This window comes from Nocardia araoensis NBRC 100135, from assembly GCF_000308435.1.
In the GTDB taxonomy this organism is placed as follows: domain Bacteria; phylum Actinomycetota; class Actinomycetes; order Mycobacteriales; family Mycobacteriaceae; genus Nocardia; species Nocardia araoensis.
The window spans coordinates 1-13,556 of sequence record NZ_BAFR01000166.1; the positions used below are offsets into that span (position 1 = coordinate 1).

At 68.8% G+C, this 13,556-nt stretch carries 15 protein-coding genes; 4 read left to right on the forward strand and 11 right to left on the reverse strand.

Features of this window, described 5'->3' with window-relative positions:
* The 3 genes from ON21_RS22870 to dapE all read right to left on the reverse strand — a co-directional run.
* A partial coding sequence (locus ON21_RS22870; RefSeq protein WP_039800576.1) for an LOG family protein occupies positions 1 to 518 on the reverse strand: 518 nt, incomplete at its 3' end.
* The gene (locus ON21_RS22875; RefSeq protein ID WP_039800629.1) at positions 512 to 1,321 is read right to left on the reverse strand and encodes an LOG family protein; all 810 of its coding nucleotides are present in this window, start codon (positions 1,319 to 1,321) and stop codon (positions 512 to 514) included. The genes ON21_RS22875 and ON21_RS22870, both read right to left, overlap by 7 nt.
* Before the next feature lie 422 nt (positions 1,322 to 1,743).
* Positions 1,744 to 2,847, reverse strand: a complete 1,104-nt coding sequence (dapE, locus tag ON21_RS22880; RefSeq protein ID WP_039800630.1) for a succinyl-diaminopimelate desuccinylase — start codon at positions 2,845 to 2,847, stop codon at positions 1,744 to 1,746.
* A gap of 379 nt (positions 2,848 to 3,226) precedes the next feature.
* Between dapE and dapD the strand changes: the two genes are divergently transcribed.
* A complete protein-coding gene (gene dapD / locus ON21_RS22885; RefSeq protein ID WP_083880816.1) occupies positions 3,227 to 4,174 on the forward strand; it encodes a 2,3,4,5-tetrahydropyridine-2,6-dicarboxylate N-succinyltransferase in 948 nt (315 codons plus the stop codon).
* Between the two features lie 74 nt (positions 4,175 to 4,248).
* On the opposite strand, the gene ON21_RS22890 is transcribed toward dapD, so the two are convergent.
* The 4 genes from ON21_RS22890 to ON21_RS22905 all read right to left on the reverse strand — a co-directional run bounded on the left by ON21_RS22890 (position 4,249) and on the right by ON21_RS22905 (position 6,757).
* Positions 4,249 to 4,533, reverse strand: a complete 285-nt coding sequence (locus ON21_RS22890; RefSeq protein ID WP_039800578.1) for a hypothetical protein — start codon at positions 4,531 to 4,533, stop codon at positions 4,249 to 4,251.
* Positions 4,520 to 4,789 (reverse strand): hypothetical protein, encoded by a 270-nt coding sequence (locus ON21_RS22895; protein ID WP_039800579.1) that lies wholly within the window; start codon positions 4,787 to 4,789, stop codon positions 4,520 to 4,522. Before ON21_RS22895 ends, ON21_RS22890 begins: the two co-directional genes overlap by 14 nt.
* A gap of 80 nt (positions 4,790 to 4,869) precedes the next feature.
* A complete protein-coding gene (locus ON21_RS22900) occupies positions 4,870 to 5,292 on the reverse strand; it encodes a PPOX class F420-dependent oxidoreductase (RefSeq protein ID WP_086006473.1) in 423 nt (140 codons plus the stop codon).
* Positions 5,293 to 5,338: 46 nt separating this feature from the next.
* Complete coding sequence (locus ON21_RS22905) at positions 5,339 to 6,757, reverse strand: acyl-CoA synthetase (protein WP_174372198.1); 1,419 nt, start codon at positions 6,755 to 6,757, stop codon at positions 5,339 to 5,341.
* Positions 6,758 to 6,894: 137 nt separating this feature from the next.
* Between ON21_RS22905 and ON21_RS22910 the strand changes: the two genes are divergently transcribed.
* Together ON21_RS22910 and ON21_RS22915 are read left to right on the forward strand one after the other, a co-directional pair.
* On the forward strand, positions 6,895 to 7,746 hold the full coding sequence (locus ON21_RS22910) for an oxygenase MpaB family protein (protein WP_039800580.1): 852 nt from the start codon (positions 6,895 to 6,897) through the stop codon (positions 7,744 to 7,746).
* A gap of 111 nt (positions 7,747 to 7,857) precedes the next feature.
* Entirely contained in the window at positions 7,858 to 8,577 is a 720-nt protein-coding gene (locus tag ON21_RS22915) for a hypothetical protein (RefSeq protein ID WP_039800581.1), read from the forward strand.
* A gap of 1 nt (position 8,578) precedes the next feature.
* Here ON21_RS22915 and ON21_RS22920 read toward each other — a convergent pair whose 3' ends face one another.
* A complete protein-coding gene (locus ON21_RS22920) occupies positions 8,579 to 9,211 on the reverse strand; it encodes a TetR/AcrR family transcriptional regulator (RefSeq protein ID WP_039800583.1) in 633 nt (210 codons plus the stop codon).
* Positions 9,212 to 9,378: 167 nt separating this feature from the next.
* On the opposite strand from ON21_RS22920, the gene ON21_RS22925 reads away from it, so the two are divergent.
* Complete coding sequence (locus ON21_RS22925; protein ID WP_039800584.1) at positions 9,379 to 10,242, forward strand: oxygenase MpaB family protein; 864 nt, start codon at positions 9,379 to 9,381, stop codon at positions 10,240 to 10,242.
* Here ON21_RS22925 and pruA read toward each other — a convergent pair whose 3' ends face one another.
* The 3 genes from pruA to fdxA all read right to left on the reverse strand — a co-directional run bounded on the left by pruA (position 10,243) and on the right by fdxA (position 13,441).
* The gene (pruA, locus tag ON21_RS22930) at positions 10,243 to 11,877 is read right to left on the reverse strand and encodes an L-glutamate gamma-semialdehyde dehydrogenase (RefSeq protein ID WP_039800586.1); all 1,635 of its coding nucleotides are present in this window, start codon (positions 11,875 to 11,877) and stop codon (positions 10,243 to 10,245) included.
* A 122-nt stretch (positions 11,878 to 11,999) separates the two neighbouring features.
* Positions 12,000 to 13,109 (reverse strand): succinyldiaminopimelate transaminase, encoded by a 1,110-nt coding sequence (dapC, locus tag ON21_RS22935; RefSeq protein ID WP_039800588.1) that lies wholly within the window; start codon positions 13,107 to 13,109, stop codon positions 12,000 to 12,002.
* An 8-nt stretch (positions 13,110 to 13,117) separates the two neighbouring features.
* A complete protein-coding gene (gene fdxA, locus ON21_RS22940; RefSeq protein WP_014987978.1) occupies positions 13,118 to 13,441 on the reverse strand; it encodes a ferredoxin in 324 nt (107 codons plus the stop codon).
* Between the last annotated feature and the right edge of the window lie 115 nt (positions 13,442 to 13,556).

Genomic DNA, 13,556 nt, shown 5'->3' on the forward strand with positions numbered 1-13,556 from the left:
AGATCGGTCACCACGGTAATCCGGGACAGCGCTGTCTGGGGTACGAACTTCCGTTCGTACAACTCGTCCAGCCAGGAGAACAACCCGCTGAAGAATCCATTGGGATCCAGCACGACAACGGGTTTCTCGTGCTGTCCCAGATAACCTCCGGTCCAGGTCTCGAAGAACTCCTCGAGCGTGCCGATGCCGCCGGGCAGCGTGAGGAAGGCGTCGGCGCGGTCTTCCATCACCTGCTTGCGCTGGCGCATCGTATCGGTGACGACCAGCTCGTCGGCGTCGACGTCGGCCACCTCCCGATGCACCAGGTGCTTCGGGATCACACCGATGGTGTTCGCGCCGCCCGCGCGCGCCGCGGTGGCGATCGCGCCCATCATCGAAACGTGACCGCCACCGGACACCAGTTGCCAACCGCGCCGGGCGATCTCGGTGCCCACCCGCGCGGCCAGCGAAAGGTACTCCTGGTCGGTGGTACTCGCCGAGCAGTAGACACAGACGGCGAAAGGCCGATCGCTCACCACTGATCCTCCGTTCCGATCGCGTCCTCGGCGCCGCCCGCCACGGCGGCGGCCTGGATGATGTTCACGACCTCCTCGACGCTGTCGGTCACGTGCAGCAGTCCGAGGTCGCCGGGAGAGATCTTGCCGGAACCGCCCAGCGAATCGCGCAACCAATCGACCAGCCCGGACCAATACCTGGTGCCGAACAAGATGATCGGGAACCGGGTGATCTTGCGGGTCTGCACCAGGGTGAGCGCCTCGAACAACTCGTCGAGCGTGCCGAAGCCGCCGGGCAGGCAGATGAACGCCTGCGAGTACTTCACGAACATCGTCTTGCGGACGAAGAAGTAGCGGAAATTGATGCCGAGGTCGACCCAGTCGTTGAGGCTCTGCTCGAACGGCAGCTCGATGCCGAGGCCGATCGAGTAGCCGCCCGCCTCGCAGGCGCCCCGGTTGGCCGCCTCCATCGCGCCCGGACCGCCACCGGTGATCACCGCGAAACCCGCCCGCGCCAGCGCGGCGCCGATGGCCAGTCCGGCCTGGTACTCGGGATGGTCGGGGGAGGTGCGCGCGGAACCGAAAACGGTCACCGCTCGGGGCACCTCGGCGAGCGCGCCGAAGCCCTCGACGAACTCGGCCTGGATGCGCAGCACGCGCCAGGGATCGGTGTGCACCCAGTCGGTGTCGCCGCGCTTGTCCAGCAAGTTCCGGTCGGCGGTGCTGACGCCGTCGGCACGGTCGCGGCGGAACATGATCGGCCCGCGGAACTTCGGTCTCGACTTCGGTTCGGGAGCGACCTCACGGTCCGCGGCGTCGGTGGACATGCATTCCACGCTACCGCCCGGCAAGAGGGACTCACGGGCCGGACGAGAGAAGTCGTCCGACGTTCAGCCGGACGCGGGCGGGGCGAGACACAGTCGCAATCTCGGCGCTCGGGGCACATGTCACGGCGCGAATCGCGCGGGCGGCGAGCCGGAGTCGGGCCTGCGCGATCGCAGCCATCGGCCGGATGTCGACCGCGTGGCCGAGTCGACAGCAACCGAACCTCCAGCCGCGACGCTGTGCGCCCGAAGCCATCCAGGTGCACTCGGACGGAGTCGATCGACGACGACGCGGAGGTGACGCGAACGAGATCACGCGTTCGGCCGGGAGCAGGAAATCCGTACTCGGTCGATCACACGGGCGGCGGCGGTGCGCCGATGTCGCACCAGGGCTGCGGCGGCACCCCGGGATCCGCCGCAGCCGCTCAGTCCGGAGTGCCGCTCAGGTAGCTGCGCAGCATGGCGGTGACCGCGGCGATCTGGTCGACGGGTACGTGCTCGTCGCGCTTGTGCGCGAGGTTGGGATCGCCGGGACCGAAGTTGACGGCGGGGATGCCGCGGGCCGCGAAACGCGAGACGTCGGTCCAGCCGTACTTCGCGCGCACACCGCCGCCGCCGTGCCGCTGCACCGAGGCGATCAGGTCTTTGGCGGCCGTAGCCGTCAGCCCGGGCAGCGCGCCCGGCGCCGCGTCGATCACCTCGAAGGACAGTTCGAGCCCGGCGAAGACCTCGCGCACGTGCTCGACGGCTCGGTCGATGGTGCGGTCGGGCGCGAAACGAAAGTTGACCTCCAACTCGGCGGCATCCGGCACGACATTGCCCGCCACACCGGCCTCGACCCGCACCGCGGACAGGCCCTCGCGATAGACGCAGCCGTCGATGTCGACTTCCCGGGCGCGGTAGTCGGCGAGCCGCTGGAGGATCGGGGCCAGGCGGTGAATGGCGTTGTCGCCCAGCCACGCCCGCGCCGCGTGCGCGCGCACGCCGGAGGTGCGCAGCCCAACGCGCAGCGCGCCCTGGCACCCGGCCTCGATCCAGCCGCCGGACGGTTCGCCGAGCACGGCGAGGTCGCCGGTGAGCCAGTCGGGCAGGTCGCGCTCGATGTGCCCGAGGCCGTTGAACTCGGCGGCGATCTCCTCGCCGTCGTAGAAGATCAGGGTCAGGTCGTGCACCGGGTCGGCGATGGTCGCGGCCAGGTGCAGGAAGACCGCGTCGCCGGATTTCATGTCCACCGAACCGCAGCCGTAGAAGACTTGCTCTCCCGTCGGGCCCACCGCGAACCGGCCGGGCACGTTGTCGGCGATCGGCACGGTGTCCAGGTGCCCGGCGAGGATCACCCGGGTCGGCAGCCCGCGATGGGTACGCGCCAGCACCACATTGCCGTGCCGGACGATCTCGAACCCGGTCGTCTGCTCCCGCAGCGCCCGCTCCACCGCGTCGGTGATGGCCGCCTCGTCGCGCGAGACGCTCGGGATGTCGACGAGCGCGGCGGTCAGCGTGATCGGGTCGGCATGCAGGTCGATGGTCACGCGCTTCACCCTACGACCGCTGACCCGCTACGGCGGTCGGCACCGGTCGGTGTGCCTCCTCGGTCCTTTCGTCGAAGGAGTCGGCAATCACCGTGTCCCGGTGTCCGAGCGGCGCATTCGGAATTCCGCATCCGCCCGGGCGGGGCGCGATCATCCGCTACGCCGGCCGAGTCACGGAGCCGATGTCGTCCTTGCCGGCTTCTCGTCGCGGGACAGGACTATCCGAAGCGAATGGTCGAGCCGCCGGGCGAGCGTCGGCTCGGCTGCTGACCTGCGCACTCGGCCCGCCGGTCACGGGCCGGACTCGTACGAAGCCGGGTGATCGGTGTCTCCGGAGCGGGCGCACCGTCGTCCCGCGCGGGTCGGTAACCTCTAGGCCGTGAGCATCCAGGGAGCAGCAGCAATCGGTATCGCCAACGTGACCGCGGACGGGACCGTGCTGGACACGTGGTACCCGAATCCGCAGCTGGGCGAGTTCCCCGAGACCGGCACCAAGCGGCTGGACGAGGCGCCCGCCGAGTACGCGGCGCTGCTCGGCTTCGACGACGCGCGCGGGGTCGACGTCATCGCGGTGCACACCACGATCGCCGACCTGTCCGCCGCCCCGGTCGACGCACACGACGTCTACCTGCGCCTGCACCTGCTCTCGCACCGCCTGGTCAAGCCGCACGAGGTGAGCCTCGACGGCCAGTTCGGCCTGCTCACCAACGTGGTGTGGACCAACCACGGCCCCGCCGCGGTGGAGGGCTTCGAGGCGACCCGCGCCAAGCTGCGCGCCCGGGGCCCGGTCACGGTGTACAGCGTGGACAAGTTCCCCCGCATGGTGGACTACGTGCTGCCATCCGGCGTGCGCATCGGCGACGCCGACCGGGTCCGCCTCGGCGCGCACCTGGCCTCCGGCACCACCGTCATGCACGAGGGCTTCGTGAACTTCAACGCGGGCACCCTCGGCGCGTCCATGGTCGAGGGCCGCATCTCCGCGGGCGTCGTGGTCGGCGACGGCTCCGACATCGGCGGCGGCGCGTCCACCATGGGCACCCTCTCCGGCGGCGGCACCACGGTGATCTCCATCGGCGAACGGTCCCTGCTCGGCGCGAACTCCGGCCTCGGCATCCCCCTCGGCAACGATTGCGTCGTGGAGGCGGGCCTCTACCTCACGGCGGGCACCAAGGTCACCACTCCCGACGGCACCCTGATCAAGGCCGCCGAACTCGCAGGCCGCGACAACCTCCTCTTCCGCCGCAACTCCACCACCGGCGCTGTCGAAGTGGTCCCCCGCAAAGGCACCGGCATCGAACTCAACGCCGACCTGCACGCCAACGACTGAGCCGCTCCGCGAGTGGCACCCGGTTGTGCCACTCGCGAGGATTGCGGGCTTACCCGATCGGAAGCTCGGGCCGATCAGAGAGCGTCGACGAGGACGACCTGGATGATGATCTGGATCAACAGCGGGCCGGTTTCGATCATGTTGTAGAAGATCGTCACCCCGCCGATGTCCCACTCGTACGCATCCGGTATCTCGTCACCGTCGGCCCGAAACGGGATAGCCCCTTTCGCAAGTGGCAGCGGATCGTCCAGAAGGTCGAGCAACGCCAAGCGGACTTTGAAACGCAGTTGCTCGGGCAACTCATAGATCTGCTGCTCTGCTCGCTGACCGACTTCGATGAGAACCCTACGGCCGGTCAAAGACGTCCGTTCGCAGCAGCTCCTCACGGGTCAAGGTGCGAAATGCGTCCGGGTTGGCTTTGTACTGCGCTACGCCCTCACGCATCTGCGCCGCGATCGCGCCGCGAGTCTGTTCTTCGCGAAGGCGACGAAGCTCCTCACGCGCCTTTTCGAGCTGCTGGTACTCGGCCAGACTGACGATGACTTCGACCACACCGTCCGGTCCGGTGATCACACGGTGCGGGTCGCCGGCAGGCAGAGGACTCGCGGGAGGCATGGCCCGATCATAGGCGACATGCCTCGCGGGCCGGGCGGAACATATCGCCCTCCGACCCTGGCCCCGATGCGGACGGAGTTCTACCACCGTGGGCCCGCCCGTACTTTGCCGTCCGGCGGATCAAGCGGGGTCCGCGCCCGCGAGTCCGAAGGCGATGACTCGGTGGGGATGCGGATCATTTCGCGGGAGACGCCGGGGATGTAGGGGTCGACGTCGGTGAGGGCTTCGGCGGTGCCGCGGATTTCGAGGCAGCGGACCCGCCAGGGCTGAACCGATGCCACGTCGTCGACGACGAATGCGACGTGGTCGTTGGTGGCGAGGTTGCGGAATTTCCACGAGGCGCCCATGTTCCAGCCCGCGATGTCGATGGTGCCCAGGTCGGCGTTGTAGCGGAAGCCGACCGGGTTGTTCTGCGGAGTGCCGTCGGGCCGGACGGTGGCCAGCCGGCCCAGCCGCTGGGTGTGCAGGTAATCGATCTGTTCGGACGTCAGGATCGCAGTCATGCGCTGACCGTAGAACCTCTACCTAACTCGAGGTCAATGCCCGCGGTCAGCCCAGCTTCTTCTTCTGCACCTTGCCCATGGCGTTGCGCGGCAGCGCGTCGACCACCCGGATCTCGCGCGGGCGTTTGTGCACCGAAAGTTCCCGTGCCACATGGTCGATCAACTCGCGTTCGGTCGCGTCGGAACGCAGCACGACGAACGCGGTGATGCGCTGACCGAGGTCGGCGTCGGGCAGGCCGACCACCGCGGCTTCCGCGACCGCGGGGTGACCGAGCAGCACCGTCTCGACCTCCCCCGCGCCGACCCGGTAACCGCCGGACTTGATCAAATCGACCGATTCCCGCCCGACGATGCGGTGGAAACCTCCCGCGTCGATAGCGGCGACATCGCCGGTGCGGAACCATCCGTCCTCGGTCCAGCTCTGCGCGGTCGCCTCCGGCCGGTTCAGATAGCCGTCGAACAGCATGGGCCCGGACACTTCCAGGCCCCCGATGCTCTCGCCGTCGTGCGGCACCGGATTCCCGGACTCGTCCCGGATCCGGGTGCGCACACCGCGCACCGGCAAACCGACCCAGCCCGGCCTGCGCTCACCGTCGGCCCGGGTGGACAGCGTGATCATGGTTTCGCTCATGCCGTAGCGCTCGACCGGCGCGTGGCCGGTGAGCTCCCGCAGTCGCTCGAACACCGGCACCGGCAGCGGCGCGCTTCCGGAGACCAGCAGTCGCGCGTCGGCCAGTTGCTTCGCCGCGTCGGGGTCGTCGACCACCCGTGACCACACGGTGGGCACGCCGAAGTACAGGGAACCCTTGGCCGCCGCGTACGCCTGCGGCGTCGGTTTGCCGGTGTGGATCAGCGGACTGCCCACCCGCAGCGGACCGAGCAGGCCGAGGATCAGCCCGTGCACATGGAACAACGGAAGCCCGTGCACCAGCGTGTCGCTCGCGGTCCACGCCCAGGCCTCGGCGAGGGCGTCCAGACCCGCGGCGATCGCGCCGCGACCGAGTATCACGCCTTTGGGCAGACCGGTGGTGCCCGAGGTGTAGAGCACGAAAGCCGTGGTGGCCGGATCGGGTTCGGGATAGGTGTGCCAGGACCTGGCGTGCCGCCGCACCGGCACCACGGGCAGGTCGGCGCCCTCCGGCGCTTTCCCCAGCCACGCCTGAGCGCCCGAGTCGGCCAGAATGTGCGCTCGTTCGGCGGTTCCGGAGTCCGGCGGCACCGGTACCACCGTGACGCCCGCGATGAGGCAGCCCACCACCGCGAGCACGGTCTCCACGGTCGGCTCGGCGAACACCGCCACCCGTTCCGCGCGCGCGACGCGTTCGGCCACCGACGTGGCCGCGCCGAGCAGGTCGCTGCGCGAGAGGGTGGCCCCGTCGATGGTGACGGCGTCGGGGATGTCCGCTCCGCCTGCGACGGCGAGCGGATTCAAGGAGCTGAGCAGCAGCGGCGGACCGAACGGCATTCGTTCACGCTACTTCGCCGGGATCACGGCGCTGGCGCGGCATCCCGCGCCGACCGGCGTCGGATGTGCCGGTTGACACTCCCGCTGACGTGGTGAGAACGTTGTTGCATAGCTTTCTCAGCACTGCGAGGTCGATGATGACCAGGCCACTTCCCGCGACGCGGCATCCCGAATCGCCGGACTCCTTCGACATCGGGCGATACATCGACGGCGCGGCCGGCCTGCTCGGGGGCGTCGCGAACGTCATCATGCAGCTGAGCGCTCCTCCGGTCGGATACGGCGTGCTGGAGAGCACGGTCGACAGCGGGAACGTCATGCTGCATCCGATCAAGCGGCTGCGCACCACATTGACCTACCTCGCCGTGGCCATGCTCGGAACCGACGAGGAACGCGCCGCCTACCGGGAAGCGGTCAACGTCTCCCATCGCCCGGTCCACTCCACCGAGTCGAGCCCGGTGCACTACAACGCCTTCGATCCCGCGCTGCAACTCTGGGTCGCGGCCTGCCTGCATTGGGGAGCGCGGGATCTGTACGAGCGCATGCACGGCCCGATGGACGAGGCGACCGCGGACGCGTTCTACCGCCTCGGCGCCCGGCTCGGCACCACCCTCCAGATGCCCGAAGCGATGTGGCCCGCCGACCGCCGCGCATTCGCCGCGTACTGGACCGCGAATCTCGCCGCGACCAGCATCGACCCGACGGTCCGCGCCTACTTCGACGACCTCGTCGACCTGCGCATGCTGCCGCGACCCGCGCAGCTCGCCTTCGGGCGCCTACATCGCTTCTTCGTGACCGGATTGCTACCCGAGCACCTGCGCGACGAGATGGGGATGACCTGGACCGACCGCGAGGAGCGGATACTCGGCCACATCCTGCGCGCCGTCGGAGCCACCGAGTCCCTATTGCCGCGGCCGATCCGCACGTTCCCGCTGAACGCCTACCTCCTGGACATGCGCATCCGGCGTCGACTCGGCCTCCGCCTCGTCTGAAGCCAAGCCCGTTTCACGTCAGTTATCACTGGGCAATCGCATCTCGTATTCCTGATCGTGCCTGTCCAGCGCCGTCCGACGCGACGTGGCGCCACCAGCCAGGAGGAAACGATGGGCTACCGAATGACGTTCACCGCGTTGATCGCCTGCGGGTTCCTGGCGCTGTCCGCGCCGGTCGCCGGTGCCGAGGAGACCGCCGAAACCGAGGTCGCCGCAGTGCCGCCGCGCACGGCGATCTCCGTACGCACCGCGGTCGGCTTCGGCTGGGGGACGCCGAACGAACACGAGTCACGCTCGAGTCTGTCGCTGTCCAAACTCTTCCTCGCCGACTACGCCCTGCGCCACGGCGACGGCTCGCCCGAAGACCGAATGCTGGGCGAGCGAATGATCCGCTACTCCGACGACGGCGCGGCGACCGCGATGGAGGCCAAGTATCCCCAAGCCATCGCGGCCATCGCCGCCGAGTACGGCTTGGCCGAGACGGTGCCGGGGCCCGGCTGGGGCGCGGGTGCGACCAGCGTCGCGAACGTGTCCGACTTCCTGGCCGCCAAACTGCGCACCGATCCCGGATCACCGATCTTCGAATGGATGGCCGCCGCGGGATCGACGGCGCAGGACGGCACCGAACAGGATTGGGGCACCGCCCGGTGGCCGTTCGTCCAGGGCACCAAATGGGGCTGGTCGGATTTCGGCGAGCCGGAGGTCGCCTCCGCGTCCTTCGGGCCGGGTTTCGCGGTGACCGCGCACACCCACGGAACCGCGGCCGAGCAGACCGCCGACGTGATGGCCGCGCTCGGCGCCATGCTCTTCGGTCTTCCGCAGCACCGCTGAGTCAGCGCACCCGGAAGGACACCACCACGTGATCGCGCGCGAACTGCCGGATCGACACGTCATCGCCGAGCGGGATGACGGTCTGCGGCGTCAGCGCCAGTGACAGCGCCGTGCGGGCGATCATCTCGGCCAACGGCTCCGGATCGTATTCCGGCAGCTTGCCTTCCCGCTGCAACCGCGTGATGAACTCCGCGAGGTAATCCCGGCCGAGTTCGATGACCGGCGCCCCTTGGGTGGTGAGGTAGGGCAGCACGAGTTCGGGCTCGGTAGCCAGCAGCCGGTGGATCAGCTGATTGCCGCGCAGACCGTTGATGAACGCGGCGAACAATTCGACGATCTGGTCCTCGGCGCTGGCGTCCCGGTCGACCTGGCGCTGGAGCGCGGCGTCGACATCCTCGATGAACTCGCGCGTCTGCCGCAGCCCGACGGCCCGGATCAGATCGGACTTGCTCGCGAAGCGGCGGTAGAGCGTGGCCAGGGACAATCCGCCGCGCCGCGCCACTTCCACCATGCTGGTGCGTTTGATACCGAAGTCGAGGAACGCCAGCAGCGCCGCGTCGAGCACTCGCGCCTGATTGCGATCCTCCGGGGCAGCGCTGCGCACCAACGGCAGCAGTCTGGTCAGCCTGGCCATACCCAACCCTATCCGCGACAGCGACACGATGACACATTCAGCATCGCACATCATCAACGCGATCTTCCGCGGATTGACAGCTCCCCGAGTCGATGAGAAAGTTAGGCCATAATCTTCTCATCGACCGATTCTCTGGGATCGGGCGGACAGGAAAGACGAGGTCGACGATGACCGCGCCGCTGCGCACCGCCGAGCACGAACCGGATCCGAGCCAGACCCTCACCCCCGAGACGGTCGCGGAGTACGTGGACGGCATCGCCGCGTTCCTCGGCGGCGCCGCCAACGTCATCATGCAGTTGAGCCTGCGCCCGGTCGGCCGCGGCGTGTTGGAGAGCACCGTCGACAGCGGCAAGGTCACCTTGCATCCGATCAAACGGCTGCGCACCACCCTGACCTACATCGCCGTCGCACTGCTCGGATCGGACGCCGAGCGCGACGCCTACCGCGAGGCCGTCAACGTGTCGCACCGGTCGGTGCGCTCCACCGCCGCCAGCCCGGTCAAGTACAACGCATTCGACCCGAACCTCCAGCTGTGGGTCGCCGCGTGCCTGTACTGGGGCATCGATGACCTCCACACCCGGATGCACGGCCCGATGGACGACGCCACCGCCGACGCCTTCTACGCCTACGCCGCGCGACTGGGCACCACCCTGCAGATGCGGCCGGAGATGTGGCCCGCGAATCGCGCCGAGTTCCAGCGGTACTGGGACGAGAACCTGAAGCTGCGCGGCATCGAGCCGGAGCTGCGGGACTACTTCGACGGCCTGATCGACCTGAAGATGATGCCGCGACCGGTGCAGGTGGTCTTCGCCGGACTGCAGCGTTTCATCGTCACCGGCCTGCTTCCGCAGCACCTGCGCGACGAGATGGGCATGACCTGGACCGACCGCGACCAGCGGCGGTTGGACCGGCTGCTGCGGATGCTCGGGACGGTGCAGGGCCTGCTGCCCCGAGCGGCACGCATGTTCCCGCTCAACGCCTATCTGTTCGACCTGCGCAGGCGCCTGCGGCAGGGTAAGCCGCTGGTGTGATCACACCTCCATGTGCGGGTAGCGGAAGTCGACGGGCGGCACGAAGGTCTCCTTGATCGTCCGCGGCGCGACCCAGCGCAGCAGGTTCAGCGGCGAGCCCGCCTTGTCGTCGGTGCCGGAAGCGCGTGCCCCGCCGAACGGTTGCTGTCCCACCACCGCGCCCGTGGGCTTGTCGTTGACGTAGAAGTTGCCCGCCGCGAAACGCAGTGCGGCGTCGGCCTGTTCGATCGCGTACCGGTCCTGCGCGAACACCGCGCCGGTCAGCGCGTAGGGCGCCGCCGACTCCACTTCGGCGAGTATCGCGCTGTAGGAGCCGGGTTCGGCGTCGTCGTAGACGTACACCGACAGGATCGGACCGAAGTACTCGGTGGCGAACGATTCGTCGTGCGGATTGTCGGTCAGGAACACGGTCGGCCGGACGAACCAGCCTTCGCTGTCGTCGTAGGTCCCACCGACCGGGATGGCGACGCCCGCGTCGGCGGCCCGCCGGATGGCCGCCACATTCTTGTCGTACGCCCGCCGATCGATCAGCGCTCCACCGAAATTCGACAGATCCGCGACGTCGCCGTAGCTCAGCCGCTCGGCGTCGTGCAGGAACTCGTCGCCCATCGCGCGCCAGACCGACCGCGCGATATAGGCCCGCGAAGCCGCCGAGCACTTCTGGCCCTGGTACTCGTAGGCGCCGCGAATCAGGGCGGTGCGCAGCGCGGCGGGATCGGCCGAGGAGTGCGCGACGATGAAGTCCTTACCGCCGGTCTCCCCCACCAGCCGCGGATAGCCCTGGTAGCGACCAATATTCGCGCCCACCTGCTGCCAGAGATACTGGAACGTCTTGGTGGAACCGGTGAAATGGATACCGGCCAGCCGCGGATCGGCCAATGCCACCTCCGACAACTGCACCCCGTCGCCGGTGACCATGTTGATCACGCCGGGCGGCAGGCCCGCCGCCTCCAGCAGCCGCATGGTGTGGAAGGCCGACAATGTCTGCGTCGGCGATGGCTTCCACACCACCGTGTTGCCCATCAGGGCGGGCGCGGTGGGCAGATTGCCTGCGATGGCGGTGAAGTTGAACGGTGTGATGGCGTAGACGAACCCCTCCAGCGGCCGATAGTCCATCCGGTTCCACACCCCGGCGCTGGACCTGGGCTGTTGTTCCAGGATCTCGCGCGCGAACGCGACGTTGAACCGCCAGAAGTCGACCAGCTCGCACGGCGCATCGATCTCGGCCTGCTGCGCCGATTTCGACTGTCCGAGCATGGTGGCCGCCGCGATCGTCTCCCGCCACGGCCCCGCCAGCAGGTCCGCGGCGCGCAGCAGCACCGCGGCGCGCTCCTCGAACGGCAGCGCGCGCCAACCCGGGGCGGCAGCCATCGCGGCGTCGATGGCTCCGCCCGCTTCCGAATGCGTGATGTCGGTGTAGGTCCCCAGCACGTGCCGATGGCGGTGCGGCGCGACGATCTCGTGCCGTTCGCCCATGCCCGGCCGATGCTTGCCGCCGATGACCAGCGGCACGTCGACGGGTTCGGCGGACAGCTCGGCGAGCTTGCCGACAAGTAGCTCCCGTTCGGGACTTCCGGGCGCGTAGGAGTGCACCGGCTCGTTGCCGGGCGTGGGGACAACCGTGACAGCGTCCATACCTCAGGCTAGCTCGCCGGGCAGGGCGCGCGCGGACGCCGACACGCCCTGCTATGCCCGTCGGATGAGGTGTTGCTGCCGGACTCCCCCGCTGCGCTCAGGCAGCAGCGACGAACGTTTCCTCAGCCCGCCGCCAGGCGTTCGGCCGCCGCCGCGATCCGCTCGTCGGTCGCGGTCAGCGCGATCCGTACGTGCTCGCTCGCACCGGGGCCGTAGAAGTCGCCGGGCGCGGCGAGGATGCCGCGGTCGGCGAGCCATTCCAACGTGGTCCGGCACGGCTCGCCGCGCGTCGACCACAGATACAGGCCCGCCTCGGAGTGATCGATGCGGAAACCCGCCGCCTCCAGCGCCTTCCGCAACACGTCGCGGCGGGCACGGTAGCGCTCCCGCTGGCGCGCCTCGTGCGCGTCGTCGCTGAGCGCGGCGGTCATGGCGGCCTGGATCGGGAACGGCACCATCATTCCCGCGTGCTTGCGCACTTCGAGCAGTTCCGCGACCAGCTCCGGGTCGCCCGTCACGAATCCGGCGCGGTAGCTGGCCAGATTGGAAGTCTTGGACAGCGAGTGCACGGCCAGCAGGTTGGTGTGGTCGCCGTCGCACACGTCGGGGTCGAGCAAGGAGACGCCGCGCCCCTCCCAGGTCAGTCCCAGGTAGCACTCGTCGGAGGCGACGATGACGCCGCGCTCCCTGGCGAAGGCGACCACCTTGCGCAGATGTTCGACGCCGAGTACCCGGCCGGTGGGGTTGGACGGCGAGTTCACGTAGATCAGCGCGGGCGTCTGCGGGCCGAGCCGGGTCAATCCGTCCGCGCGCAGCACCTGCGCGCCCGCCAGCAGCGCGCCGACCTCGTAGGTGGGATAGGCGACCTCGGGAATGACCACCAGGTCGCCCGAGCCGAGCCCGAGCAGCCGGGGCAGTCCCGCGATCAGCTCCTTCGTGCCGATCGCGGGCAGCACGGCCGCGGGCTCGAGTCCGGTGATCCCGTAGCGCCGCTTCAGCGCGTCGACCGCGGCCGCGCGGAGCTCGGGGGTGCCGTGCGTGGTCGGGTAACCGGGGACCGCCGCGACGGAGTTCAACGCCGTCCGGATCAGCGGGTCGACCGGGTCGACGGGGGTGCCGACGGACAGGTCGACGATCCCGCCGGGGTGGGCGGCCGCCCGAACCTTCACCGAAGCGATGGTGTCCCAGGGAAAATCGGGTAGCAGACTGCTGACCCGGCCACGCGGTGACACGTCAGATCTCACTCACTCGCCATCGGGGGCAGTTCCTTGATGAACGGCGGGTCGTAGTCGACCTTGCCGACCTTGGTCGCGCCGCCGGGCGAGCCCAGCTCGTCGAAGAAATCGACGTTGGCGTTCACGTATCCGCTCCACTGGTCCGGGGTGTCGTCTTCGTAGAAGATCGCCTCCACCGGGCACACCGGCTCACATGCACCACAGTCCACGCACTCGTCGGGATGGATGTACAGCATGCGACCGCCCTCGTAGATGCAGTCCACGGGGCATTCCTCGATGCATGCCTTGTCCTTCACGTCAACGCACGGTTCAGCGATGATGTACGGCACTGCCGCTCTCCTAGTCTGTCCTCGCCTGCGGGATAGTCCGCCCGGCGAAACCCTATCCCGGCAACCACACGTTACTACTGGTCAGCCTGTCCTAACTTCGGGGTTCACGCACGCC